Below are 23,175 nucleotides of genomic sequence, written 5' to 3'. Positions count from 1 at the left end.
ACACCTGTTCCCATCCCGAACACAGAAGTTAAGCACTTCAGCGGCGAAGATAGCCTTACGGGCAAAAAGAGCACGCTGCCAGGTTAGCAAGGATCCTTACGGATCCTTTTCTTTTTTCCCTTCAGCATGCATGTACTGTTTGTGCTTTTTCTCTGGAAACAAAGGGGAAAAGTTATATAATAGGGCACGCGTGAGGCTATTTATATGAAAGAATTAACGATTGAAACATATTCCAGAGACGAAACACATGACCTTGGCCGCCGCATTGCACAGGCAGCCAAACCTGGTATGGTCTTTTTACTGGATGGTGATCTTGGCGCCGGCAAGACAACGCTGACACAGGGCATTGCAATGGGACTGGGGATTAAGCGCAATGTCACAAGTCCTACATTTAATATTCTGAAAATTTATCATGGCACAATGCCGCTTTACCACATTGATGCATATCGCCTTGAGGGGGTTCATCAGGATCTCGGATTTGATGAATTCCTGGATGACGGCGGGCTGACCGTGATTGAATGGAGTGAGTACGTTCCGCAGCTTGTACCGCCATGTCACATGACGATTACAATTGAATTGCTGGAAGAAAATTCACGCCGTTTTACATTCCACGTAGAAGGCGAGGAATATGAAAAGCTGCTGGAGGAATTGAAATGATTACATTATGTATGGATACTAGCCACATTTTCCTGGCTCTTGCTCTGATCAAGGATGATCAGCTTCTTGATTCAGTACAGAAGAAATGCTGGAAGCAGCAGTCCGAAGAAATTTTTCCGGAACTGATGGCAATGATGGAACGTCAGCATCTTGCAACAGAAGATATTGATCAGATTGTGGTGACCGAAGGACCAGGTTCCTATACTGGTGTGCGTATTGCCATGACTATTGGCAAAGTATTCTGCGTTATGCGTGATCTTCCACTGTATACGATTGGCACACTGCAGCTGTACTGCGGAAGCCGCCATGCAAGATGCGTTCTGGATGCCCGCGGCGGCCGTGTCTATACAGCAGTGCTGAAAGATGGGGAATACGAAGAAAAGCCGCACATTGTGATGGTTGATGATCTGAAAGATCAGATTGATTCACTTGAACTTGTTGGTGATGGCCATTTGTTTGGACGCGAAGACTATTATCCGGATCTTGCCCAGAATTTCCTTGCTCTGAAAGACCGCTGGGTCAAAGCAGCCAATACAAATCTGGTCAAACCGGAGTACCTGAAGCCTTCCACAGCATATCTGGTCAAATGATCAGGCCGATGGTTGATGCGGATGTTGATGCAGTCAGCATTCTGGAAGAACAATTGTTTCCCGGAGACTGCTGGGACCGCAGACAGTTTCTGTACGAGCTTCATGAAAATCCTTTTGCCAAACTGTCTGTGATTGAAAAGGATGGCATCGTAAAAGGTTATTGTGACTTATGGATCATGTATGAGCAGGCACAAATTGCCAATATTGCTGTATCCGCTTCCTGTCAGAGGCAGGGCTTCGGGCAGATGCTCATGGATCATATGTGCGCACAATCCGCGGAACAAGGATGCGAATATCTGAGCCTGGAAGTACGTCTGTCCAATCAGGCGGCAGTACACTTATACGAAAAAAATGGTTTTATCAAAGCATCAAAAAGAAAAGGCTACTATTCAGACGGGGAAGATGCCTGGCTGATGGTAAAGCCGGTAGGAGGTTCAAATGACACTGATTCTCGCAATTGAAACAAGCTGTGATGAGACAGCCTGTGCCGTCGTCAGAGACGGCCGTGAGATCCTTTCGAGCATCGTCTCGAGTCAGATTAATGTACATACATTGTACGGCGGCGTTGTGCCTGAAGTAGCAAGCCGCATTCATGTTGAAAACATCTCAGCGGTGATCCATGAAGCTGTCCGCAGAAGCGGTGTGACGATGGATGACATCGATGCCGTCGCCTATACACAGGGACCAGGTCTGATCGGCTCTCTGCATGTCGGTGTGCAGGCTGCCAAGACACTTGCCTGGGAGTTCCATAAACCGCTTGTGCCGATCAATCATATGACCGGACATATCTATGCCAATCGGTTTGTCGATACACTGGAATTTCCGCTGCTGGCCCTGGTTATTTCCGGCGGCCACTCCCAGCTTGTCTGGATGAAGAATGACTGGGATTTCAAAGTCATCGGTACAACCTGGGACGATGCCATTGGCGAAGCTTATGACAAAGTATCCCGCGTATTGGGCACCGGATATCCGGGCGGCCCAGTCATTGACAAAATGGCAAAGCTTGGCCATCCGCACTATACACTTCCGACACCCCGCGTACAGGGAAAATATGATTTCTCTTTCTCTGGTCTGAAGACAGCTGTGTCCCAGCTCATTCAGCGCGAAGAAAAGAAGGGAAACCCGATTGTCAAGGAAGATGTTGCCTATGCATTCCAGGAAGCAGCTCTTGGCTCTATGGTAGAGAAGACATTGAATGCCGTCGCCGACCTGCATCCCAAAACAGTTGTTCTGGCTGGCGGTGTCGCTGCTAATTCCCGTCTGCGTGAGCTGATGAAAGAAAAGATGACAAAGTTCCCGGAAGTCAAACTGATTATTCCGGGCATCAAGTACTGCACAGATAATGCGGCGATGATTGGTGCAGCAGGGTATGTTGCCTATCAGCACCATTTGTTTGGTGATTTCACGGCTTCGGCTGATCCAAGTCTGGAGATGCCTGGTGAAGGCGAGTGAAAAACGATAATAAATTCACAAAGTCGTAAATTTATGTTATGATATCGACGGTGATATTATGACAGACTATGTAGTACCAAAAGCAACACTGCAGCGCTATCCCGTCTATCTGAAAGCCCTGCGCAAGCTGAAAAATAATGGCTATGACCGTATTATGTCAAAAGAGCTTGCGGATTATGTCGGAATTGAATCAACGACAATCCGCCGTGATTTCAGCTTTCTCGGCAAGCTTGGCAAACAGGGATACGGATACGATGTGGATAAACTCATCAGTATCTTTTCTGAACAGCTCGGTGTGAACTTTGATGAAAAAATTATTCTGATCGGTGCAGGCAACCTCGGCAAGGCACTGCTGAACTATAATAACTGGAACCATGTCGTTGGTGAGATTGTGTGCGCATTTGATATCGCACCGCAGAATATCAAGGCATCGGTTCCGGTTTATGATATTAAGGATCTTCATGAGAAGATGCCAAAAGGGTGCCGGATTGCCATTCTGTGTATTTCACAGAGTGTACAGGAGACGGTTGATCTGCTGGTAGCCAATGGAATCCGCGGCATTGTATCCTTTGCCATGGATCACTTCTCGGTGCCTGCCGGCGTATTTGTAAAACAGGTGGATGTTGTCTCATCAATTCAGGAACTGGTTTTTGAGGCAAATTTGATGGAAAAATAAGAGGAATAAATTATGCCAACTGAAATGAGTGTGCGTGAGCTCTATGAGCTGACTGCTGAGGGATCCCAGCTTGAAAAAGATCAGGTTGAATATGTCCAGCTTCAGGGGTGGATCCGTTCCAACCGCAGCGGCAAGGCCGTTTCGTTCATTGCTCTGAATGACGGTACATATCTGGCCAATGCCCAGGTTGTATACAGTGCAGACAGTCTTTCCAACTATGAGGAAGTTTCTCATTATCTGACTGGTACGGCTGTTTCTGTGATCGGCCGCTATGTGCTGACACCAGACAACCGTCAGCCATTTGAAGTGCAGGCAACTGAAATTGATCTGGAAGGTGCCTGCGATGCGACTTATCCGCTGCAGAAGAAGCGTCACAGCTTTGAATATCTGCGTGAAATCGGACATCTGCGTCCCCGCACAAATACATTTGAGGCCGTCTTCAGAGTCAGAAGCTGCCTTGCGATGGCCATTCATGAATTCTTCCAGAACCAGGGCTTTGTCTATGTCAACACACCGCTGATTACCGGCAATGATGCCGAAGGTGCCGGCGAAACATTTACGGTTACAACCCGCACAGATGGCAACTGGGAGAAAGATTTCTTTGGCAAGCATGCCTCTTTGACTGTCTCTGGACAGCTGCACGCCGAAGCTTATGCAATGGCATTCCGCGATGTCTATACATTCGGTCCTACCTTCCGTGCTGAAAACTCCAACACAACAACCCATGCGGCTGAATTCTGGATGATTGAGCCGGAAATGGCATTTGCGGATCTGGACTACGATATGGCTGTGATCGAAGACATGGTAAAGTACTGCATAACCTATGTTTTTGATAACTGCAAAGAAGAGATGAAGTTCTTCAATGAGCGTATTGATAAGACACTGATCGAACGTCTTGAACATGTGCGTTCTTCCCAGTTCCGTCAGATGCCTTATACAGAGGCCATTGAAATCCTTGAAAAGCACAAGGATGAATTTGAAAACAAGAATATATTCTGGGGCATGGACCTCAATACGGAACATGAGCGCTACCTGTGCGAAAAGGTTGTCAAGGGACCGGTGTTCCTGACTAACTATCCAAAGGATATCAAAGCGTTCTATATGCGCCAGAATGACGATGGCAAGACCGTTGCTGCGGTAGATCTGCTTGTACCGGGTGTCGGCGAACTGGTCGGCGGCAGCCAGAGAGAAGAACGTCTGGATGTTCTTGTCAACCGCATGAAGGAACTTGGCATGAACCTGGACAACTACCAGTGGTATCTGGATCTGCGCCGGTATGGCGGCTGCCAGCATGCCGGTTTCGGTCTTGGCTTTGAAAGACTGATCATGTATATCACAGGCATGGAAAACATCCGTGATGTCATTCCGTTTGCCCGTACACCGCGCAATCTGATGTATTAATACCGAAAGGAGCAGAAATGGAACAGTACGTTGTCAAGAAAAATCCGGATGGCTCAGAAATTACCGTTGCCGATGTACAGAAGGTGCTGCTGGTAATTCTGAAAGATATTGATGCCATCTGCCGGCGCCATTCCATTTCTTACTGGCTCAATGGCGGCAGTGCACTCGGTGCTGTGCGCCATCAGGGTTTCATTCCCTGGGATGACGATGCGGATATTGCCATGATGCGTTCTGATTTTGAGCGCTTCATTGAAATCATGAAGAAGGAATGCCCGGAAAAATATGTCTTCCAGTGCTTTGCGACCGATGACCGTTACAATGTGCTGATCCCTGGCATGAAGATCCGCATGAAAGGTACCTATCTGCAGGAAGTCAATACACTGCTGGATAACCGCTGCAAAGGATATGAGGGCTGTGACGGTATCTTTGTGGATGTCTTTGTCTATGACTATGTTTCTATAAACATGTTTGAAGACCTGCCGCGCCGTCTGCTCAATGATGTGCTGATGGTGCCGGAAGTTGTCGCGGATAATGTGCTGCATATCAACCCGATTGGCATTAAAAAAGCGATCATGAACAATGCGCATGCCTATGGCAGACACTGTGAGAAGAAGCACAGCGACTATATTGGCTTTGATCTGACATGGGTATGGAAGAGCCCTTTCAAGCCTTTTATCTTCCGGTATGATGATATTTTCCCGGTGCAGTATGTTCCCTTTGAGGATACGCAGCTGCCTATTGCGGCCCACCCCCATGAATTCTTAACCATGGGAATCGGCCCGGGATATATGCAGCTCCCGCCTGAAAACAAGCGGTATGCCAAGCATATCCGTGATATCCGCCTGCCAAAGGAGGATGATTGATGCTTTACCAGGTAAGTCATGGCGCCAAAGATTTTGGCGCCAATACTGTTTTTGAGGATGTACAGTTTGAAATACGCGGCAATGAGAAGATTGCCATAGTCGGCCGCAATGGCTGCGGTAAAACAACCTTTCTGCGCTGTATGTGCGGAGAGGACCATTTTGACAAAGGAAATATCTCCCGTCCCAACAGCCTGACTATTGGTTATCTGTCCCAGAAGGTTCTTGACCATGATGAAAATACAGTGGAGCAGGAACTGAAAGCTGTCTATGCGCCATTGTTTGCTCTGCAGAAGCAGCTGGAAGCACTGGAAGCACAGATGGCAGAAAATCCTGACGAAAAAGTCATGAACCAGTATGCAGACCTGCAGGAGAAATTTGAGCGGAGCGGCGGCTACAACTGGGAAGCCGAAATGAAGACGGTTTTCACGAAATTCGGCTTTCAGCTCGAAGATCTGCACCGCAGAATCGGTGAATTCTCCGGCGGTCAGAAGACCAGAATTGCCTTTGTCCGTCTGCTTCTGTCAAAACCGGATATTCTTCTGCTGGATGAGCCAACCAACCATCTGGATCTGGCTGCTATTGAATGGCTGGAAGGATATGTCAAAAACTATCCGAGTGCCGTTGTCGTCGTCTCTCATGACCGGATGTTTCTGGACCATGTTGTTTCCGTTGTTTATGATATGGAATTTGGCAGGATGAAGCGGTATGCAGGCAACTACACTTCATATGTGGAACAGAAGAAGAATGATCAGGAACGCCAGCAGGCAGCCTATGTCCGCCAGCAGAAAGATATCCAGCGTCTGGAAGCACTGATTGAGAAATTCCGCTATAAGAAAAACAAAGCTGCTTTTGCCCAGTCCAAAATGAAGTACCTGGACCGCATGGAGAGGGTAGAAGAAGTACAGCACAATGACAAGCAGTTCCATGCCGACTTCTCACCGCGCCTGAAGGGTGGGGAAGAGGTGCTGGAAATAGAAAAGCTGGTCATTGGCTATGACCACCCGCTTGCCCAGGTGACAATGAAAATACGGCGCGGTGACAGGGTTGCGATCATTGGTGACAATGGCACCGGCAAATCAACTCTGGTCAAGACTCTGATGAATCTGGTGCCAAAACTGGGTGGATCATTCCTGTTTGGCCATCAGATCGAGATCGGCTATTTTGACCAGCAGCTTGCCCAGTTCTCCAGCGGTAAAACCGTGCTGGAAGAAATCTGGGATGAACATCCGGATATGGACCGCACTGCCATACGATCTGTACTGGGCCGCTTCCTGTTTTCGGCAGATGATGTTTTCAAGCTGGTGGATGTACTGTCTGGCGGAGAGAAGGTCAGGCTTTCCCTTGCTAAGCTCATGCTGCAGCATGCCAATCTGCTCATTCTGGATGAACCGACCAACCATCTTGATATTCCCGGTAAAGAAGCACTGGAAGATGCCCTGCGCGGATTTACCGGTACGATTCTGTTTGTTTCCCACGACCGTTATTTCATCTCGCAGCTTGCTACCAAGATGCTTGTACTCCATGATGGCAAAGCTGATTTCCTGAATGAAACCTATCAGGAATATATGGAAGGAAAACAGGTTCAGGAAGAAAAGCCTGTGGAAAATAAGGAAGTTGCGCGTCCAAGAACACAGAAAGCCAAGAATCCAGAAGCAATCCGGCGGCAGATTGCCCAGTTGGAAAAAGCAATTACTGCCAAGGAACAGGAACTGGAAGACAGCAGGGCGCTGCGCTTTGAACCGGAGTATTATCAGGATCAGGCAAAAATGGATGAGCTGGATGCCCACATTGATGACATCCACAATGAACTTGCCCATATGTATGCGGACTGGGAGGAGCTCTCTGAAGAATGAGAGCTTCTTTTTTTATCATAATTGCCGCTATAATGAGGACAGTAAAAAGGAGAATTGCATATGTCGAATTGCATCATTGCCCAATCAGGCGGACCTAGTTCTGTCATTAATGCCACGGTGGCAGGCATTGTCAAAGCCAATCAGCTGAATCCGCTGTATGAACATGTTTATGGCGGCCTGAATGGCATTGAGGGCATTCTGCAGGAACGTTTTGTGGATCTGACCAATATGAGTGATCTGGAAAACAGGCTGCTGCAGCAGACACCTTCCTGTGCCCTTGGCTCCTGCCGCTATAAGCTGAAAAGAGACAATGAGGCAGATTTCCAGAAGATTATTTCAATCATGGACCATTACCAGATTGAAACCATGTTTTATATCGGCGGCAATGATTCCATGGATACGGTGGCTGCCCTGAGTGAATACACAGCCAGTCATCAGATTGCCAATCACCGCTTTGTCGGCTGTCCCAAGACGGTTGACAATGATCTGGTGGAAACAGACCACTGCCCGGGCTTTGGGTCTGCTGCAAAATTTATTGCGGCAACTGCGCTGCAGTGCTGGTATGACATCAATGCATATCCTTCCAGCCGCACCGAAGTCTTCATCCTGGAAACAATGGGCAGAGATGCCGGCTGGCTCGCCGCGTCTGCCTGCCTCAGCAACAAAGTGGATATCCTGATCGTGCCAGAAGAACCGTTTAACAAAGAGCATTTTCTCAACAGAGTCAAAGATGTGATTGCATTGCGGTCCAAATGCTTTGTAGCAGTTTCTGAAGGCGCACGCTACATCGATGGCACGTATCTTTCCTGCGGAGAAGCGCGCAGTGAACTGTTTGGGCATACAGTCTTAGGCGGAGCAGGCAGGGCCCTGGAACAGATGATTCTGGATGCAGGGATCGCCAGCCGATGCAAGGTGCAGGATCTGTCTATTGCTCAGCGCTGCCATGCCACGGAACAGTCATTGACAGATGTCACAGAGAGCTTCCAGCTTGGCATGTCTGCCCACATGCGTACGGCAGATCCTTCGTTCACAGGCAGAATGGTGGGTCTGAAGCGGCTGCCCACAGAGCAGTATGTCGTATCATGCTTTGATGTTGATGCTGAAAAAGTTGCCAATTTCGTAAAGAATTTTCCATCTCAGTGGCTGCTGCCGGATTATGGCGGGATCAGTGAGGAAGCCAGACAATACATGCTGCCTTTGATCAAAGGGACACCGGAAATCATCTATGATGAAACCGGTCTGCCTGCCTATATAAAACCGTATTATCTGGTAAGATAGGTGAGCGAGGTAGGAATACGATGAAAAATACAGGCATGATTGCTGCAGTGGAAATTGATGCAGTAAAAGAAAAATACGGGGAACCTGCAGAAATGCTGCAGGCAGGAGGATTTCCGGTCTATCATTATGTAACAGACAGCGGGAACCTTTATATTCTCCATTCCGGACCAGGTGAAATCTCAGCAGCTGCCGGGACACAGGCACTGATCTCAGAGTTTCATGTCTCTTTGATTACAAATTTCGGTGTCGTCGGCGGATTGAGTGAGGAAATGAGCAAGGTGCGTCTTTGCATCGTAGACAAGGTTGTACATTATCAGTTTGATACATCCGAAGTAGACCATTGTGAACCGGGTCTTTATCTCAATGAATACCCGACTATATATATGCCTGCAGACAGAAATCTGCTTGCCAGGGCAAAGCAGATGTATCCGGATCTGAAACCAGTCATCTGCGCTTCTGGTGATAAGTTTGTCGGCAGTGTACAGGAGAAAACAAAGATTCATGAGCAGTTCCATGCCGATATCTGTGAAATGGAAAGTGCCGGCATCGTCAAGACAGCCAACCGCAACAAGGTTCCCTGTGTGCTGATCAAGATGGTCGCAGACAGTATTACGGGCGGAGAAAAAGAATATTTCAGTGCTTTTGATGAAAGCAGCAGGAAAGCACTGGATGTGCTGGATACACTGATTCAGTCACTGTAACAAAAGGAAACAGGAAAGAAAAACAAGACTGCCGGGATCATTGGCAGTCTTGTTTTATGATGGCGGAGAATGAGGGATTTGAACCCCCGCACGCTTGCACGCCTAACGGTTTTCGAAACCGTCCCCTTCAGCCTCTTGGGTAATTCTCCAAATGCATTCATTAGTATATCATAGGCATTCCATCTGTTGAAAGAAAAAGATTCGTCTGTACGATATGGTATGATGGTAGGCATCAGGGAGAAGACGATATGATAACATTTGATGAAATGAAGTATGAACGTCCTGATCTTGATCAGGTACAGGATGAGCTTTCTGGCTATGTAAAAGACCTGAAGAAGGCTGAGAACTATAGTCAGGCACGTGATGTTTTTCTCGCCCAGGACAAGGCACTGCGCCATGTGGCGACATTGAGCACGCTTGCGCAGATCCGTCACGATATCAATACCAATGATGCATACTACAAGGCAGAAAACGAGTTCTGGCTTGCAGCAGCCCCGCATCTGCAGGAGCAGGAACAGGCATTTACAGATGCACTTCTTGTCAGTCCGTTCCGCTCTGACTTTGAAAAGGAATTTGGCAGGATCGTATTTCTGAATGCAGAAATTGCCAGAAAAGCATTCTCTGCTGACAATATTCCGGATATGCAGAAGGAGAACCAGCTTGCCCAGGACTATGAAAACCTGCTGGCTTCTGCCCAGGTGCCGTTTGAAGGAAAAACATATACGCTTTCACAGATGACACCGTTCAAGAATGATCCGGATGATGCCAGACGTCTTGCTGCATGGAAGGCAGAAGGACAGTGGTACAAGGATCATCAGCCGCAGATGGATGAAATCTATGATCAGCTTGTTCATCTACGTGATGCCATGGGCCGCCGTATGGGCTATGAAGGCTATACGACGCTTGGCTATTACCGTATGGACCGCAACTGCTATACAAAAGAGGATCTGGCAAAGTTCCGCGATGCTGTGGCAAAGTATGTTGTTCCGGTGGCAGAGCGTGTCTACAAGGCACAGGCAGAGCGCCTGGGTGTCAGTTATCCGATGAATTTTGCGGATGCTGCCCTGGAATTCCGTTCGGGCAATGCAAAGCCCGCTGGCAGTGCGGATGATATCATTGCGGCAGGCACAAAGTTCTATGATGAACTTTCCCCGGAAACAAGTGAATTCTTCCATGCAATGAAGGATATGAAGCTGATGAACCTGCTTTCTACAGAAGGCAAGGCAGGCGGTGGTTACTGCACAGACCTGGGTGATTATCATATGCCGTTCATTTTCGCCAACTTCAACGGAACACAGGGAGATGTCGAAGTAATCACGCATGAAGCAGGTCATGCCTTTGAAGCATACCTGAATCGCAGCAGAGTGCCGATGCGGACCATGTGGCCCACTATGGAAGCGTGTGAGTGCCATTCCATGTCCATGGAGTTCTTTGGTCAGGAATGGGCAGATGATTTCTTTGGCAAAGATGCGCGCAAGTACCGGTATTCTCATGTGGCAGGAGCAATCCGCTTCATTCCCTACGGCACGGCAGTGGATGAATTCCAGCACGAGATCTATGCACATCCTGAACTGACTCCCCGCCAGCGCCATGACGTCTGGAAGAAACTGTGCGGCAAATACATGCCATGGTACCGTCTGGATGGTGAGATTCCTTTCTACAGTGACGGTGAGCACTGGCAGCTGAAGCACCATATCTACAGCAGCCCGTTCTACTACATTGATTACTGCCTGGCACAGACGGTTTCACTGCAATTCTGGGCGATGATCCAGAAAGATGAAAAGACAGCCTGGAACACATATATGGCTTATACAGAGCAGGGCGGCTCTGATACCTGGACGAATATGTTGAAAAAGGCAGGTCTGGCATCACCGTTTGATGGCAGTACGCTGAAGGATATCTGTGAAAAGGCTGGACAGTATCTGGATACATATGATCTGAGTGGCATCGAATAAGTAAAAAACGCATTTGGAAGGAATCTTACCAGATGCGTTTTTCATGCGCGTTATTCTGCTTTGACAGTGCCATCAGCCGGTCCATCAGCCTCCTGGCAGCCGGACTGATTGGTCTATGGCGGTCATACACAAGGGCAATCTGACGGCGTGGAATTTCTTCCTGCAGATGAAGCTGCACAATGCTGCCATTGGCAAGATCTTCTCTTGCCATGATCTCTGGCAGAAAAGCAATGCCAAGTTCATGCTTGACCATCGGCAGAATCTGGTCTGCTGTTGCCACTTCCGTATCAGGATGATACAAAGCGCCATGACTGGCAAACAAATCACTGTGAAACTGATAGCTCAGAGTCTCACGGGACATGGAAATCATGGAGTAGCTCTCAAGGTCATGCAGGGACAGACTCTGAAATGACAGGGCTGTAAAAGATTTTCCGCCAACCAGAATTTCCTGATAGGACAGCAGCGGCACACTGACAAAACCCGGATGTTTCCGGTGTGGTGTCGTTAAAACCGCAAAGTCCGCTTCGCCATCCTCGACGGACCGTAATGCCAGTGGATTGGCATGATTCAGAATGCGCAGGCTGATATGTGGATAGTCATAATGAAACTGCTTCAGCACATCCAGCAGCAACAGGTTCAGTGCCGTTTCAGAAGCACCGATGGTAATAATGCCCTGTTCCAGCTGCATATCTCCATTGAGCTCCTTCTGGGCATCATCAAACTGGCGCATGGCACGGTCCACGTGGGCAAACAGTTTACGGCCCTCTGCAGTCAGCACGATGCCGCGGTTAGAGCGGATCATCAGCCGGCATGACAGATTCTGTTCCAGCTTGTTCATTGTCCTGGTAACATTTGGCTGATTGGCGTGCAGGGCATTAGCTGCTTTGGTAAGACTGCCATATTTGGCAACATAATAGAAGGTACGATAATAATCCAGCGGAATGTTCATGGTCATATTTTACCATATCATTCTGATATGCCGGCAATCTCAAAAATACTTTTTACACATTTCCGTAAGGTCCTTATAATAGGCATGTTTTGGGAAAGGAGGGGCATATTGAATAAATCAGGATCACAGATGTCTGAGGCAAAGCGGACCATGGTCTTTCTTGCTTTGTCAGGCGGCCTGATGGACGCTTACTCCTATTTCGGCAGGGGCAAGGTCTTTGCCAATGCACAGACTGGCAATATTGTGCTGATGAGCGCAAAAATTGCAGATGGCGAATTTGCGGCCAGTCTCCGCTACCTGCTGCCATTATGTGCATTTGCGCTTGGCGTCATTGCCGCCCAGGAGATCCATACCCGCTTTCCAGGTGACCAGGGACTGCACTGGCGGCAGATCGTCATCGCTATGGAAATGGTTATGCTTGGTATCGTAGGTCTGATCCCTGCGGATATCAATCCGATTGCCAATGCGCTGCTTTCCTTTGCCTGTGCGATGCAGGTACAGGCATTCCGGACAGTGCGCGGTTCACCATATGCCAGCACGATGTGCATCGGCAATCTGCGCTCTGCCATGGACCATCTTGACCGGTCCATCCATGAAAGAAGCAGACGGGAACTGCATCTGTGCGGAAAGTATCTGCTGGTTGTATTCGCCTTTGCCTTTGGCGCTGTAACAGGCTATCAGATGATCCGCCTGCTGGGACTGCATACGATCTGGATCAGCTGTGGATTACTGCTGGTCAGCTTCGTGATGATGATCCCAAAGGAGGCAGAACATGAAGCTGATTGATCTGCAGAATCTTCCTAGGGTACAACAGCTTTCCCCTGAAGACAGGGTACTGATGCCATGGGATATGGCGTGCATGCAGCTGCGGGGACAGATCGGTGATGACCCGGATTACTTCAGTGTCAAAGACCTGCTGTCCATTGAAAGCGCAGCTGTGCAGAACAAGGTGAAGCAGATGACGGAAGCTTACAACGAGATGCTTGAAAAAGAGTATCATCAGGCACCGATGTCATGGCCTGCACTGCTTGCCTATCTGCAGGATAAGAGCAGGAAACTCAATAAACAGGGAACTATAAGCGACATGCATTCAGTCTCCGGTTGCAATTCTGAAAAAGCGGGCATAAGATAACAGACGTTGTGCATACCGGAATGGTATAGAATATTCACGATTAAGGAAGTGATGAGATGGAAATTGATGCGATCCAGAAGTTGATTGATACGGATGAGAAGGTCCGCAAAGAGATCAAAGATGTGTATGACCGCAGGGCACAGTTGAAACAGGCCATTGTGGATGAAAAGAAGAAAATGTCTGATGATGCCTGGGCAGCTGTCAATGCACAGGTGGAAAGTACCAAGGCGCAGCTGGAGGCAAAGGTGAAGGCTGACGATGCCCAGAACCAGGCATATTACAGCAAGGCAAGTGCTGACCTGCAGAAACAGTTTGATGCCAGCCATGACAAGTGGCGCAAAGAACTGTATGAACGGATTGTGGAGGATCATGCATGAGTTCTGATGGCGCAATGGCTGCCAAGGCCAGAGCGATGTTCGGGGAACGTCTGAATGCGGATGCCTATGCGGCTTTGCTGCAGAAGAAATCATTGGCGGAAATCGTTGCCTATCTGAAGACGAATACGCTGTACAGGCATGCGTTGGAAGGTGTTAACGAGAAGGCAATTCACCGCGGTCAGCTCGAAGTCCTGCTGCGGCGGAGCATGTACGAACGCCTGCAGAAACTGCTGCGCTATGGCAGTGATGCGGACGGCAGATTTCTGGTAGCCGCGGTCATGACCACGGAGATCGAGATGATCCTGCGCTGCATCCGTGTGCTGATGAATCCGGAAAGTGATGAAAGGGCAGAGATGATTGCCGAGATGCCGATGTATATCTCGCATTACATGTCATTTGACATCGGCAAGCTTGCTGAGATCACCAGCTATGATGATCTGCTCGCGTTCCTCAAGAATACCCGCTACTATGACATTCTGCGCAGATACCGGAAGGATAACCTGATGGAAATTGATGCGGTATCGCTGGAACATGATCTGCGCGATGCGTATTACCAGCATATGATTGTGCTTGCCAACAGTGATACACGCGGTGATGAGCGCCAGCAGGTGCTGAAGCTTGTCTCCATGCGTGCAGAGCTTGAGGCAGTCTCAATCATCTACCGATTGAAGAAGTACTTCCAGGCTGCGCCGGCAGTGATTGAACGCACTGTTGTGATCCGCAGCTGCCTGTTCAAGGAAGCTGAGATCCGCCGCATGATCAAAGAAGATACAGCGGATGAAGTGCTTGCAGCACTGCAGCGGAAATACCACTTCTATACCAAAGGTGCGAATCCTCAGAATATAGACCGCTATATCGAGAAGATCGTATACAACATCTACTACACGATGATTGAGACAGACACAAGGTCCAATCTGATTCTGCTGAGCTATATGAATCTGTCCCAGATCGAGATCCACAATGTGATCAACATCTGCGAAGGTGTCAGATATCATATCTCCAATGACCGGATTCGGGCATTGCTTGTGTACTAGGAAAGGAGCCAGCGGATGGCAATTGTAAAAATGAAGTTCGTTGAGGCATCCACGGACCGTGATCATCTGGATTCAATGCTGCTGAAGGGCATTGGATCCGGCATGCTTGATGTCGAACCGGCCAGCAATATTGTGACCGAAGACAACGGCGGCAAGATGATCAGCGAGGAAAATCCGTATGCCGATTACAGGCAGACACTGCAGAACTTCGCCCATGCGGTTGGCTTCTCATTTGATCCTGACCGGAAACCTTCCAGAACATATTCCAAGGAAGAAATCGAAAAGTTTCTGGGCGAACTGAATGAGAAGTTTGGCATTACCAGTGATGCCGGGGAGGTAATTCTTACTCCTGATGATGAAAAGGCACTGGATGCCCTGAGTGTGTGCGGGTTTGAGAGAATCCATGCCTGCAATTATCTGAATTTTGGCTTTGGCAGAATGCCGCGGGAGAGTTTCCCCAAGCTTTCAGCCTATCGGGATGTGAATTTTGTTCACCATCGTCTGCATGAAAACAAGCAGTACATCTGGATGGTCTATGTCACATCCGATTCCTACGCGGAAGAGGTTGCCAAAATCTTCCAGTCCCTGTATTTTGAACCAATGGAAATTCCGCCGGTGGATGTACACAGACTGCTGCATCAGTATGAAGACCAGCTGAATGATATCTTTGCCTACTGTTCACAGCGCAATGAAATCATCTCCCAGTACAAGTATGTTTCAATCTTTGATGAAAAGTACCTGCTGTCTGGCTTTGTACAGGCTTCACAGGTACAGGCATACGAGGATGCATTCAATGGGGAACCGGTCACTTTCACAGTGAAGGAGCCAGAGGATGTACCACAGTTCAAGTGTCCGACACTGCTGAAGAACAACTGGTTTGCAAAGCCGTTTGAACTGTTTGTGGATATGTACTCGACACCTGCCTATGGTGATTTCGATCCAACATTCTTCCTGGCAGTTACTTACTGTATTCTGTTTGGCATCATGTTTGGCGATATGGGCCAGGGCATCATCCTGATGATCATTGGCTTCCTGTTTGAGAAGAAGGGCAAGCTGTTTGGCATTATCGGCAGAGTCGGCATCACAAGTTCCATCATGGGATTCCTGTTTGGATCTGTGTTCGGCTATGAAGATCTGCTGAATCCGATTCATCAGAAACTGTTCCATGTACGTGAGAAGCTGTTCGATGTCATGGCAAACTCCAATACGATGACACTGCTGATCGGTGCACTGATCATCGGTGTTGTGCTGATTGTCTGCTCCATGACCATTAATATCGTGAACAACCTCCGCCATAAGAAACCTGGTGAAGTGCTGTTCTCACAGAATGGCATTGCCGGTCTGGTGTTCTACCTGTATGTCATTATTGCCGCAGGCCTGAAACTGACGGGCGGTGCAAATCTGTTCCATGTTCAGTTTGTGATTCCATTCATTCTGGTACCGGTGTTCTGCTTCCTGATGAAGGAGCCGCTGACCAATCTGGTGACAGGCCATGGTTTCAGAGCTTCCCAGTCATGGGGTGCATACATTCTCCAGAACTTCTTCGAAGTATTTGAAATCCTGCTGTCATTCGTTACCAACTCCATGTCTTATCTGCGTGTCGGAGGATTCGTTCTCTCCCATGCCGGCATGATGCTGGTAGTCATGACACTGGTCAAGATGACAGGCAATGCCGGACCGCTTGTTCTGGTATTCGGCAACATCTTCGTTATGGCGCTGGAGGGTCTGGTTGTTGGTATTCAGGCTCTGCGTCTTGAGTATTATGAAATGTTCTCCCGTTACTACACTGGTGGCGGCAGAAAATATAAAGCATTAACTGCACAAGCAGAATAAGGACGATTGTCCAGGAGGAAAAAATGATGTTATCTCTTAGTGAAGTATTGGTACCGCTGATTGCTGTTGCTCTTGTAATTGGTCCGCTGTGGCTCATTGTCAGAGGCGGTCTGAACCGTAAGAATGCCAAGCAGAGACTGCTCGGCCAGGTTGCTCTGTTTGCCGGTGTCTTTGCCATCTGCCTGATTGTCGGCGGCACAAAGTTCGCTGCTATGGCTGAAGATGCTACGACAGCTTCTGCTGCTTCCAGCGCTACAGGTCTTGGCTACATCGCTGCTGCTCTTTCCGTTGGCTGTGCATGTATCGGTGCCGGCTGGGCTGTTGCAAAAGCATCCCCGGCTGCAATCGGTGCCATTTCTGAGAATCCTGATAACTTTGGTAAAGCCATCATCTTCGTCGCTCTTGGTGAAGGTATTGCCATTTATGGTCTTCTGATTTCCATTCTCATCATCAACAATCTCTGATCCTGAGGTGTGAGTTTTGAAAGCATACTGCATCAGTGACAATACAGACACAAAGACCGGCATGAGACTTGCCGGGATTGAGGGCGGTGTCTTTCACGACCGTGAAGCGATTGTCAAGAAACTGGATGAGCTCATCCATGATCCGGAGATTGCCATTATTCTGATGACAACCAAATGCGTGGAGATGGCTGGCGATGTGGTTTCTGACTATAAGCTGAACCTGCCCAAGCCGCTGATCGTCGAGATTGCGGACCGGCACGGATCAGGCAATATTGGCGAAACCATTGATGCCTACATCAGTGAAGCCATCGGCATTAAACTGTGAGGTGAAGTGAGTGGAAAATTATGAAGAGAAAATCCTGAAGACGATTGACGAGGATGTCAGCTCCAACGCCGAACTTGTGCGTAATCAGGTTGAGCAGGAGACAGAAGCACTGCGTCAGGATCAGCTCTCTTTTTACAAGGAAGGTCTGAAGAAGGAAACAGATACATACCTGGAAAAGGAACTGAGCGAGCTGCGTTTCTATGCGGCAACCAAATCGTCCAAGGATAAGATGGATACAAAGAAGAAACTTCTGCAGCTGCGGCAGTCTCTGACTGCTCAGCTGTTTGATGAAGTCAGCAGCGATCTGCACAGGTTTACTTCTTCTGGCGATTATGAAAAATGGCTGCAGAAACATCTTGAGGAAGTACATATTTCTGAAGATGGTGTCTTTGCGGCCAGAGAGCAGGATAAAAAGCTGTTGGCAAAACTGCTGGCAGCCAGAGGACTGCATAACAAAATAGAAACTGCCTATCTTGAAATCGGCGGTTTTCTGTACCGTGACGATGCAGCAGGAATTGAGTACAGCTGCACACTCGATGACAAGCTGAAAGAAGCCAGAGACTGGTTCCGCAACCATTCCGGCTTCCGGGTAGAGGAAAGTGAGGATGCGGCATGAGTGATGTCATTTATTCTATAAATGGGTCCGTCATTTCGGTCCGCAATTCTTTGACACTTGCCATGAGTGAGATGGTCTATGTCGGTGAAAAGAAATTGCTTGGTGAAGTCATCCGTATTGATGATGATCGAGTCATGATTCAGGTATATGAATCCACGACCGGCCTGAAGCCAGGTGAGGAAGTTGTCGGTACCGGCAATCTGCTGAATGCAGTACTGGGACCTGGCATTCTGCGCAATATCTATGATGGTATTGAGCGCCCGCTGCAGCAGATCGCTGATGAACAGGGCGCCTTCATTTCCGAAGGCCGCAGCATTCCATCTCTGGATGCAGACAAGAAATGGGATGTTACCATGAAGATTAAGGTGGGCGACAAGGTCAGAGAAGGCGAAATCTTTGCGACCTGCCCTGAAACCAGTCTGATTGAACACCGTTCCATGATTCCGATCGGCGTCAATGGCACCGTTGTCAAAGCTGTTGAAAATGGCAGCTACACCGTCAATGACGTCCTGGCTGTTGTACAGAATGACAATACCGGCAGACAGACAGAGGTTACGCTGCATCAGCAGTGGCCGATCCGTAAACCCCGTCCGATTCTTAAGCGTGAACCGATTTCCATGCCGCTGGTTACCGGGCAACGTGTTGTAGACACAATGTTCCCGATTGCCAAGGGTGGATCCAGTGCTCTGCCGGGAGGATTCGGTGCCGGCAAGACCATGATGCAGCATCAGATCGCAAAGTGGTGTGATGCCGATATCATCATTTACGTAGGCTGTGGTGAACGCGGCAACGAAATGACCCAGGCCCTGGAAGAGTTCAGTGAACTGACCGATCCGAAGAGCGGCAAGCCGCTGCTGGACCGTACCGTATTGATTGCCAATACATCCAACATGCCGGTGGCTGCCCGTGAGGCAAGTATCTACACTGGTGTTACGATTGCGGAATATTACCGTGATATGGGCTACCATGTTGCCCTGATGGCTGACTCGACTTCCCGTTGGGCAGAGGCTCTGCGTGAAATCTCCGGCCGTCTGGAAGAAATGCCGGCAGAAGAGGGCTTCCCGGCCTATCTGCCAAGCCGTATTGCACAGTTCTATGAGCGTGCCGGCTATGTGGATACACTGTCCGGATCCAAAGGATCCGTTACACTGATTGGTGCTGTTTCTCCGCAGGGCGGCGATTTCTCTGAACCGGTTACGGCAAATACCAAGCGTTTTGTCAGATGTTTCTGGGCACTGGACAAATCACTTGCCTATGCAAGACATTTCCCGGCTATGAACTGGACAGACAGTTATTCCGAATATGTGGATGATCTGTCTCACTGGTACAACCAGAATGTTGCCCATGATTTCCTGGATCTGCGTGCTGAGATGCAGGAGATTCTGCATGAAGAGTCCAATCTGATGGAAGTTGTCAAGCTGATTGGCTCAGATGTTCTGCCGGAAGATCAGAAACTGACACTTGAGATTGCCCGTGTGATCCGTGTCGGCTTCCTGCAGCAGAATGCGTTCCACAAGGATGACACATCTGTTTCTCTGCAGAAGCAGTACAAGATGCTGAAGACGATTGATTACCTGAAGCGTGCCTGCAGCCAGTATGTGGCCAAGAAGATTCCGGTATCGCTGATGGTCGAGACAGGTATTTTCGAAAAGGTGATTCAGATCAAGTACGAAGTACCGAATGACAAAATTGAGATGCTGGATGAATATCCGGCCAAGATTGATGCCGCACTGGCATCGATCGCTTAGAAAGGGGGCTTTGTGTGAGCCTGCAGTTATTAGGACTGAGTGATGTCAGAGGTTCTCTGATTGCCCTCGATCATGTCAAGAATGTTTCCAACGAAGAAATGGTTTCCATTGAGCTCGCTGATGGCAGCACCCGTATCGGCCGTGTCACAGAGATCGAAGGTGAAAGAGCAGTCATTCAGGTGTTTGAAGGCACTGATGGCATGTCCAAGACCAATGTCAAGACAAAGCTGCTCGGTCATCCAATGGAACTTGGTCTTTCCAGAGAAATCCTCGGCCGCACCTTCAATGGTGTCGGTGAGCCGATTGACGGCCTGGGAGAGGTTTATCCGGAAAAGTTTGAGGATGTCAACGGCAAGCCGCTGAACCCGGTTTCCCGTGTGTACCCACGTAACTATATCCAGACTGGTATCTCTGCCATTGATGGCCTGAATACACTGATCCGCGGTCAGAAACTGCCGATTTTCTCCGGCAGCGGCCTGCCGCATGACCAGCTTGCCATTCAGATTGTCCGTCAGGCACATCTGACTGGTGAAGACAGTGAAAACTTCTGTATTGTGTTCGGTGCCATGGGTGTCAAGAACGATGTCGCCGACATGTTCCGCAGATCCTTCGAAGAGACTGGTGTCATGGAGAAGGTTGTCATGTATGTCAACCTGTCTGATGACCCGATCGTCGAAAGAATGTTAACACCGCGCTGTGCACTGACCGCAGCGGAATATCTGGCCTATGAATGCGGCATGAACGTGCTTGTCATTCTGACCGATATGACTTCCTATTGCGAAGCTGTACGTGAAATCTCTTCCAGTAAGGGTGAAATTCCTTCCCGTAAAGGCTATCCGGGCTATCTGTACTCCGATCTTGCATCGCTGTATGAAAGAGCCGGCATCATCAAAGGCGGCAAGGGCAGTGTGACCCAGATTCCGATCCTGACCATGCCGAATGATGATATTACCCATCCGGTACCGGATCTGACCGGTTATATTACCGAAGGCCAGATCGTGTTGGACCGTGATCTGTATCTCAAGGGAATCAATCCTCCGATTGGAGTTCTGCAGTCATTGTCGCGTCTGATGAAAGATGGTATCGGTGAAGGATATACACGCGGCGATCATCAGGATGTTGCCAATCAGCTGTTCGCATCTTATGCCAAGGTCCAGGACGCCCGTTCGCTGGCAAGCGTCATCGGTGAGGACGAACTCTCAGATCTGGATAAGAAGTATATGGAATTTGGACGCCGTTTTGAGTCAATCTTTATCGGCCAGGGCACCCATACCAACCGCTCCATTCAGGAGACGCTGAACCTGGGCTGGGCACTTCTTTCGACACTGCCTGCAAGTGCTCTTGACCGTCTGGATCCGAAGCTGATCAAGCAGAACTATGATCCGGAACATGCTGAGCGCACGATTGCTCTTGCTCTTGAGCAGGAGGAAAAATAAATGGCGGGCGTACCTGCAACAAAAGGAAATCTGATCAAAGCGAAGAAGTCGCTGGCTCTGGCTGAGAATGGCTATGAGCTGATGGACCGCAAGCGCAATATCCTTGTCAAGGAAATGATGAGTGAAGTTGAGAAGGTAAAAGCACTGCGTGAACAGATCAGTGATGCATATGCGACCGGATATTTCCTTCTGCAGCAGGCAAATGTCTATTCCGGCGTTATTGACCGGGTTGCCAGGCGCACCAAGGTAGAGGATTCGATCCATGTTACATATCGGAGTGTCATGGGCGTTGAAGTCCCCAAGGTGAGCTATCACAAACCGGATTCCTACGATATTCCATATGGTATGGAAGATACCAATGCGACCATCGATGAAGCGTACATACAGTTTCAGAAGGTGAAGGAGATCACGATGGTGCTGGCGGAGGTAGACAATACGGTCTACCGTCTTGCCCACGCTATTTCTACAACGCAGAAACGTGCCAATGCGCTTCGCAACATTGTGATTCCCCGCTATAAGGAAGAAATTCGCGTCATGAGTGCAGACCTTGAAGAGAAGGAACGTGAGGAATTCTCACGTATGAAGGTGATCAAGGCAAACAAGGAAAAGAAGGAAAGTACAGCAGATGAATCAAATTGAACGTATTGAGAAGCTTTCTGATGTATTCGGTGCATCCGGTTTTGAGGATGACGTCGCTGAATTTGTAAGATCCCAGCTGCCTGAGTATGATACCGTACAGGATCATATGCGCAATGTCCGCTGTGAGAAGGATGCACACAGTGACAAGCCAAGAGTCATGCTGGATTCCCATCTGGATGAAGTCGGCCTGATTGTACAGGCAATCCGTCCGGATGGCACTATGAAGTTCCTGCGCCTTGGCGGTATTTCACCGTCTTCCCTGCCTGCCAATTCCTTTCTGATCAAGACGGATAAGGGTACCTTTGTTCCTGCAGTCGTTGCTGCCAAGCCGCCTCATTTCATGAGTGCAGCAGACCGCAATAAGCCGCTGGACCCTGATGATATGATTCTGGACTGCGGCAGTACAAGTGCTCAGGAAACAATGGCACTCGGCATTCATATCGGCTCTCCGGCTGTACCGGATGTCGTATGCCGCTATGATCAAAAGCGTGATCTGTTCTTTGGCAAGGCATTTGACTGCCGGATCGGCGTCGCTGCTGAAATTGAAACGCTGAAGAGAATGTATCAGAAGGAACTGCCGTGTGCACTGAGTGCCTGTTTCTCTGCCCAGGAAGAGGTAGGGGAAAGAGGGGTTCGTGCCAATGCGGCTGCGCTGAAGCCAGATGTCATGATCTGCTTTGAAGGATGTCCTGCAGATGATACCTTCTCACCGGATTACATGATCCAGGCGGCTATTGGCAAAGGACCAATGCTGCGGCATATGGATGTCTCCATGATCACCAACTGGAGATTGCAGAAGTTTGCCCTGGATACAGCCAGAAACCTTGGCATTCCGGTGCAGGAATCAGTGCGCAGCGGCGGCGGTACCAATGGTGCTGCAGTCAATACACAGTTCGGTGTACCGGCAATTGTCATCGGCATTCCGGTCCGCTACATTCACAGTTCCAACTGCTTTGTGAAGTACTGTGATTATGAAAATGCAGTCAGACTGGCATGTGCACTGCTGGAAAGACTGGACAAAGCTGCGGTGGAATCGTTCTGAAAGAGCCTGAGCAAGGCTCTTTTTCTGTAGTGTGTCGGGCATGGCACACATCTAGCCTGCAATAGAGGCAGGCCGCGGGTATTTGTCGCCAAGCGAAGTGAACTACCAGCCGAGGGTGAATAACCCAGAGCGAAAGCAGTAGCTAGCATATTTC

The 23,175-nt window shown here is 48.9% G+C and carries 24 protein-coding genes, 1 tRNA gene and 1 rRNA gene; 24 read left to right on the top strand and 2 right to left on the bottom strand.

Annotation, left to right across the window (positions count from 1 at the left end; genetic code table 11):
* The 11 genes from rrf to MOZ60_RS09075 all read left to right on the top strand — a co-directional run.
* Window positions 1-84, top strand: a 5S ribosomal RNA gene (rrf, locus tag MOZ60_RS11610); the annotation flags it as partial.
* 120 nt (window positions 85-204) lie between these two features.
* Window positions 205-657: a tRNA (adenosine(37)-N6)-threonylcarbamoyltransferase complex ATPase subunit type 1 TsaE gene (tsaE, locus tag MOZ60_RS09120; protein WP_370596433.1), complete on the top strand. Its 453-nt coding sequence runs from the start codon at window positions 205-207 to the stop codon at window positions 655-657.
* The gene (gene tsaB / locus MOZ60_RS09115; RefSeq protein WP_108776024.1) at window positions 654-1,247 is read left to right on the top strand and encodes a tRNA (adenosine(37)-N6)-threonylcarbamoyltransferase complex dimerization subunit type 1 TsaB; all 594 of its coding nucleotides are present in this window, start codon (window positions 654-656) and stop codon (window positions 1,245-1,247) included. The genes tsaE and tsaB overlap by 4 nt, the downstream gene beginning before the upstream one ends.
* Window positions 1,244-1,708, top strand: coding sequence for a ribosomal protein S18-alanine N-acetyltransferase (gene rimI / locus MOZ60_RS09110; RefSeq protein ID WP_277645124.1), 465 nt, complete (start codon window positions 1,244-1,246; stop codon window positions 1,706-1,708). Before tsaB ends, rimI begins: the two co-directional genes overlap by 4 nt.
* Complete coding sequence (tsaD, locus tag MOZ60_RS09105) at window positions 1,686-2,699, top strand: tRNA (adenosine(37)-N6)-threonylcarbamoyltransferase complex transferase subunit TsaD (protein WP_370596432.1); 1,014 nt, start codon at window positions 1,686-1,688, stop codon at window positions 2,697-2,699. The genes rimI and tsaD overlap by 23 nt, the downstream gene beginning before the upstream one ends.
* A gap of 58 nt (window positions 2,700-2,757) precedes the next feature.
* Window positions 2,758-3,375, top strand: coding sequence for a redox-sensing transcriptional repressor Rex (locus tag MOZ60_RS09100; protein ID WP_108776027.1), 618 nt, complete (start codon window positions 2,758-2,760; stop codon window positions 3,373-3,375).
* Window positions 3,376-3,387: 12 nt separating this feature from the next.
* The gene (gene asnS, locus MOZ60_RS09095; protein WP_277634656.1) at window positions 3,388-4,776 is read left to right on the top strand and encodes an asparagine--tRNA ligase; all 1,389 of its coding nucleotides are present in this window, start codon (window positions 3,388-3,390) and stop codon (window positions 4,774-4,776) included.
* A 17-nt stretch (window positions 4,777-4,793) separates the two neighbouring features.
* Complete coding sequence (locus MOZ60_RS09090) at window positions 4,794-5,639, top strand: LicD family protein (protein ID WP_108776029.1); 846 nt, start codon at window positions 4,794-4,796, stop codon at window positions 5,637-5,639.
* Entirely contained in the window at window positions 5,639-7,492 is a 1,854-nt protein-coding gene (abc-f, locus tag MOZ60_RS09085) for a ribosomal protection-like ABC-F family protein (protein ID WP_370596431.1), read from the top strand. Before MOZ60_RS09090 ends, abc-f begins: the two co-directional genes overlap by 1 nt.
* A gap of 60 nt (window positions 7,493-7,552) precedes the next feature.
* On the top strand, window positions 7,553-8,770 hold the full coding sequence (locus MOZ60_RS09080) for a diphosphate--fructose-6-phosphate 1-phosphotransferase (RefSeq protein WP_370596430.1): 1,218 nt from the start codon (window positions 7,553-7,555) through the stop codon (window positions 8,768-8,770).
* Window positions 8,771-8,790: 20 nt separating this feature from the next.
* Window positions 8,791-9,471, top strand: coding sequence for a 5'-methylthioadenosine/S-adenosylhomocysteine nucleosidase (locus MOZ60_RS09075; RefSeq protein ID WP_370596429.1), 681 nt, complete (start codon window positions 8,791-8,793; stop codon window positions 9,469-9,471).
* A 60-nt stretch (window positions 9,472-9,531) separates the two neighbouring features.
* Here the strand turns inward: MOZ60_RS09075 and MOZ60_RS09070 are convergent.
* A tRNA-Ser gene (locus MOZ60_RS09070) sits at window positions 9,532-9,620 on the bottom strand.
* Between the two features lie 99 nt (window positions 9,621-9,719).
* Here MOZ60_RS09070 and MOZ60_RS09065 point away from each other — a divergent pair.
* On the top strand, window positions 9,720-11,426 hold the full coding sequence (locus tag MOZ60_RS09065) for a M3 family oligoendopeptidase (protein ID WP_277634661.1): 1,707 nt from the start codon (window positions 9,720-9,722) through the stop codon (window positions 11,424-11,426).
* 25 nt (window positions 11,427-11,451) lie between these two features.
* Here MOZ60_RS09065 and MOZ60_RS09060 read toward each other — a convergent pair whose 3' ends face one another.
* Window positions 11,452-12,381 (bottom strand): LysR family transcriptional regulator, encoded by a 930-nt coding sequence (locus tag MOZ60_RS09060; RefSeq protein WP_209451824.1) that lies wholly within the window; start codon window positions 12,379-12,381, stop codon window positions 11,452-11,454.
* A 102-nt stretch (window positions 12,382-12,483) separates the two neighbouring features.
* Between MOZ60_RS09060 and MOZ60_RS09055 the strand changes: the two genes are divergently transcribed.
* Genes MOZ60_RS09055 through MOZ60_RS09000 form a run of 12 tightly spaced genes read left to right on the top strand, consistent with a single transcriptional unit; the run spans window position 12,484 to window position 23,021 of the window.
* On the top strand, window positions 12,484-13,161 hold the full coding sequence (locus tag MOZ60_RS09055; protein WP_209451825.1) for a YoaK family protein: 678 nt from the start codon (window positions 12,484-12,486) through the stop codon (window positions 13,159-13,161).
* Window positions 13,148-13,507 carry a hypothetical protein gene (locus tag MOZ60_RS09050; protein WP_370596428.1) on the top strand — a complete coding sequence of 120 codons (360 nt, stop codon included), beginning with the start codon at window positions 13,148-13,150 and terminating at the stop codon, window positions 13,505-13,507. The genes MOZ60_RS09055 and MOZ60_RS09050 overlap by 14 nt, the downstream gene beginning before the upstream one ends.
* 56 nt (window positions 13,508-13,563) lie before the next feature.
* Window positions 13,564-13,884 (top strand): hypothetical protein, encoded by a 321-nt coding sequence (locus tag MOZ60_RS09045; RefSeq protein WP_108776035.1) that lies wholly within the window; start codon window positions 13,564-13,566, stop codon window positions 13,882-13,884.
* Entirely contained in the window at window positions 13,881-14,918 is a 1,038-nt protein-coding gene (locus MOZ60_RS09040; protein ID WP_108776036.1) for a V-type ATPase subunit, read from the top strand. Before MOZ60_RS09045 ends, MOZ60_RS09040 begins: the two co-directional genes overlap by 4 nt.
* A 15-nt stretch (window positions 14,919-14,933) precedes the next feature.
* Window positions 14,934-16,751 carry a V-type ATP synthase subunit I gene (locus MOZ60_RS09035; protein WP_277655224.1) on the top strand — a complete coding sequence of 606 codons (1,818 nt, stop codon included), beginning with the start codon at window positions 14,934-14,936 and terminating at the stop codon, window positions 16,749-16,751.
* Window positions 16,752-16,777: 26 nt separating this feature from the next.
* Window positions 16,778-17,215 (top strand): ATP synthase subunit C, encoded by a 438-nt coding sequence (locus MOZ60_RS09030; RefSeq protein ID WP_371832649.1) that lies wholly within the window; start codon window positions 16,778-16,780, stop codon window positions 17,213-17,215.
* A 16-nt stretch (window positions 17,216-17,231) separates the two neighbouring features.
* The gene (locus MOZ60_RS09025; protein WP_108776038.1) at window positions 17,232-17,540 is read left to right on the top strand and encodes a V-type ATP synthase subunit F; all 309 of its coding nucleotides are present in this window, start codon (window positions 17,232-17,234) and stop codon (window positions 17,538-17,540) included.
* Between the two features lie 10 nt (window positions 17,541-17,550).
* Complete coding sequence (locus MOZ60_RS09020) at window positions 17,551-18,156, top strand: V-type ATP synthase subunit E family protein (RefSeq protein ID WP_277645132.1); 606 nt, start codon at window positions 17,551-17,553, stop codon at window positions 18,154-18,156.
* Window positions 18,153-19,904, top strand: a complete 1,752-nt coding sequence (locus MOZ60_RS09015; protein WP_277645133.1) for a V-type ATP synthase subunit A — start codon at window positions 18,153-18,155, stop codon at window positions 19,902-19,904. Before MOZ60_RS09020 ends, MOZ60_RS09015 begins: the two co-directional genes overlap by 4 nt.
* Window positions 19,905-19,918: 14 nt before the next feature.
* Window positions 19,919-21,340, top strand: coding sequence for a V-type ATP synthase subunit B (locus MOZ60_RS09010; RefSeq protein WP_108776041.1), 1,422 nt, complete (start codon window positions 19,919-19,921; stop codon window positions 21,338-21,340).
* Window positions 21,341-21,979, top strand: coding sequence for a V-type ATP synthase subunit D (locus tag MOZ60_RS09005; protein ID WP_108776042.1), 639 nt, complete (start codon window positions 21,341-21,343; stop codon window positions 21,977-21,979).
* Window positions 21,966-23,021, top strand: coding sequence for a M42 family metallopeptidase (locus MOZ60_RS09000; RefSeq protein ID WP_370596427.1), 1,056 nt, complete (start codon window positions 21,966-21,968; stop codon window positions 23,019-23,021). The genes MOZ60_RS09005 and MOZ60_RS09000 overlap by 14 nt, the downstream gene beginning before the upstream one ends.
* Window positions 23,022-23,175 lie beyond the last annotated feature (154 nt).

Origin of the sequence: Grylomicrobium aquisgranense (assembly GCF_033971865.1) — a bacterium.
Lineage (GTDB): Bacteria > Bacillota_I > Bacilli_A > Erysipelotrichales > Erysipelotrichaceae > Bulleidia > Bulleidia massiliensis.
This window is presented reverse-complemented; position numbering and strand designations above follow the sequence as displayed.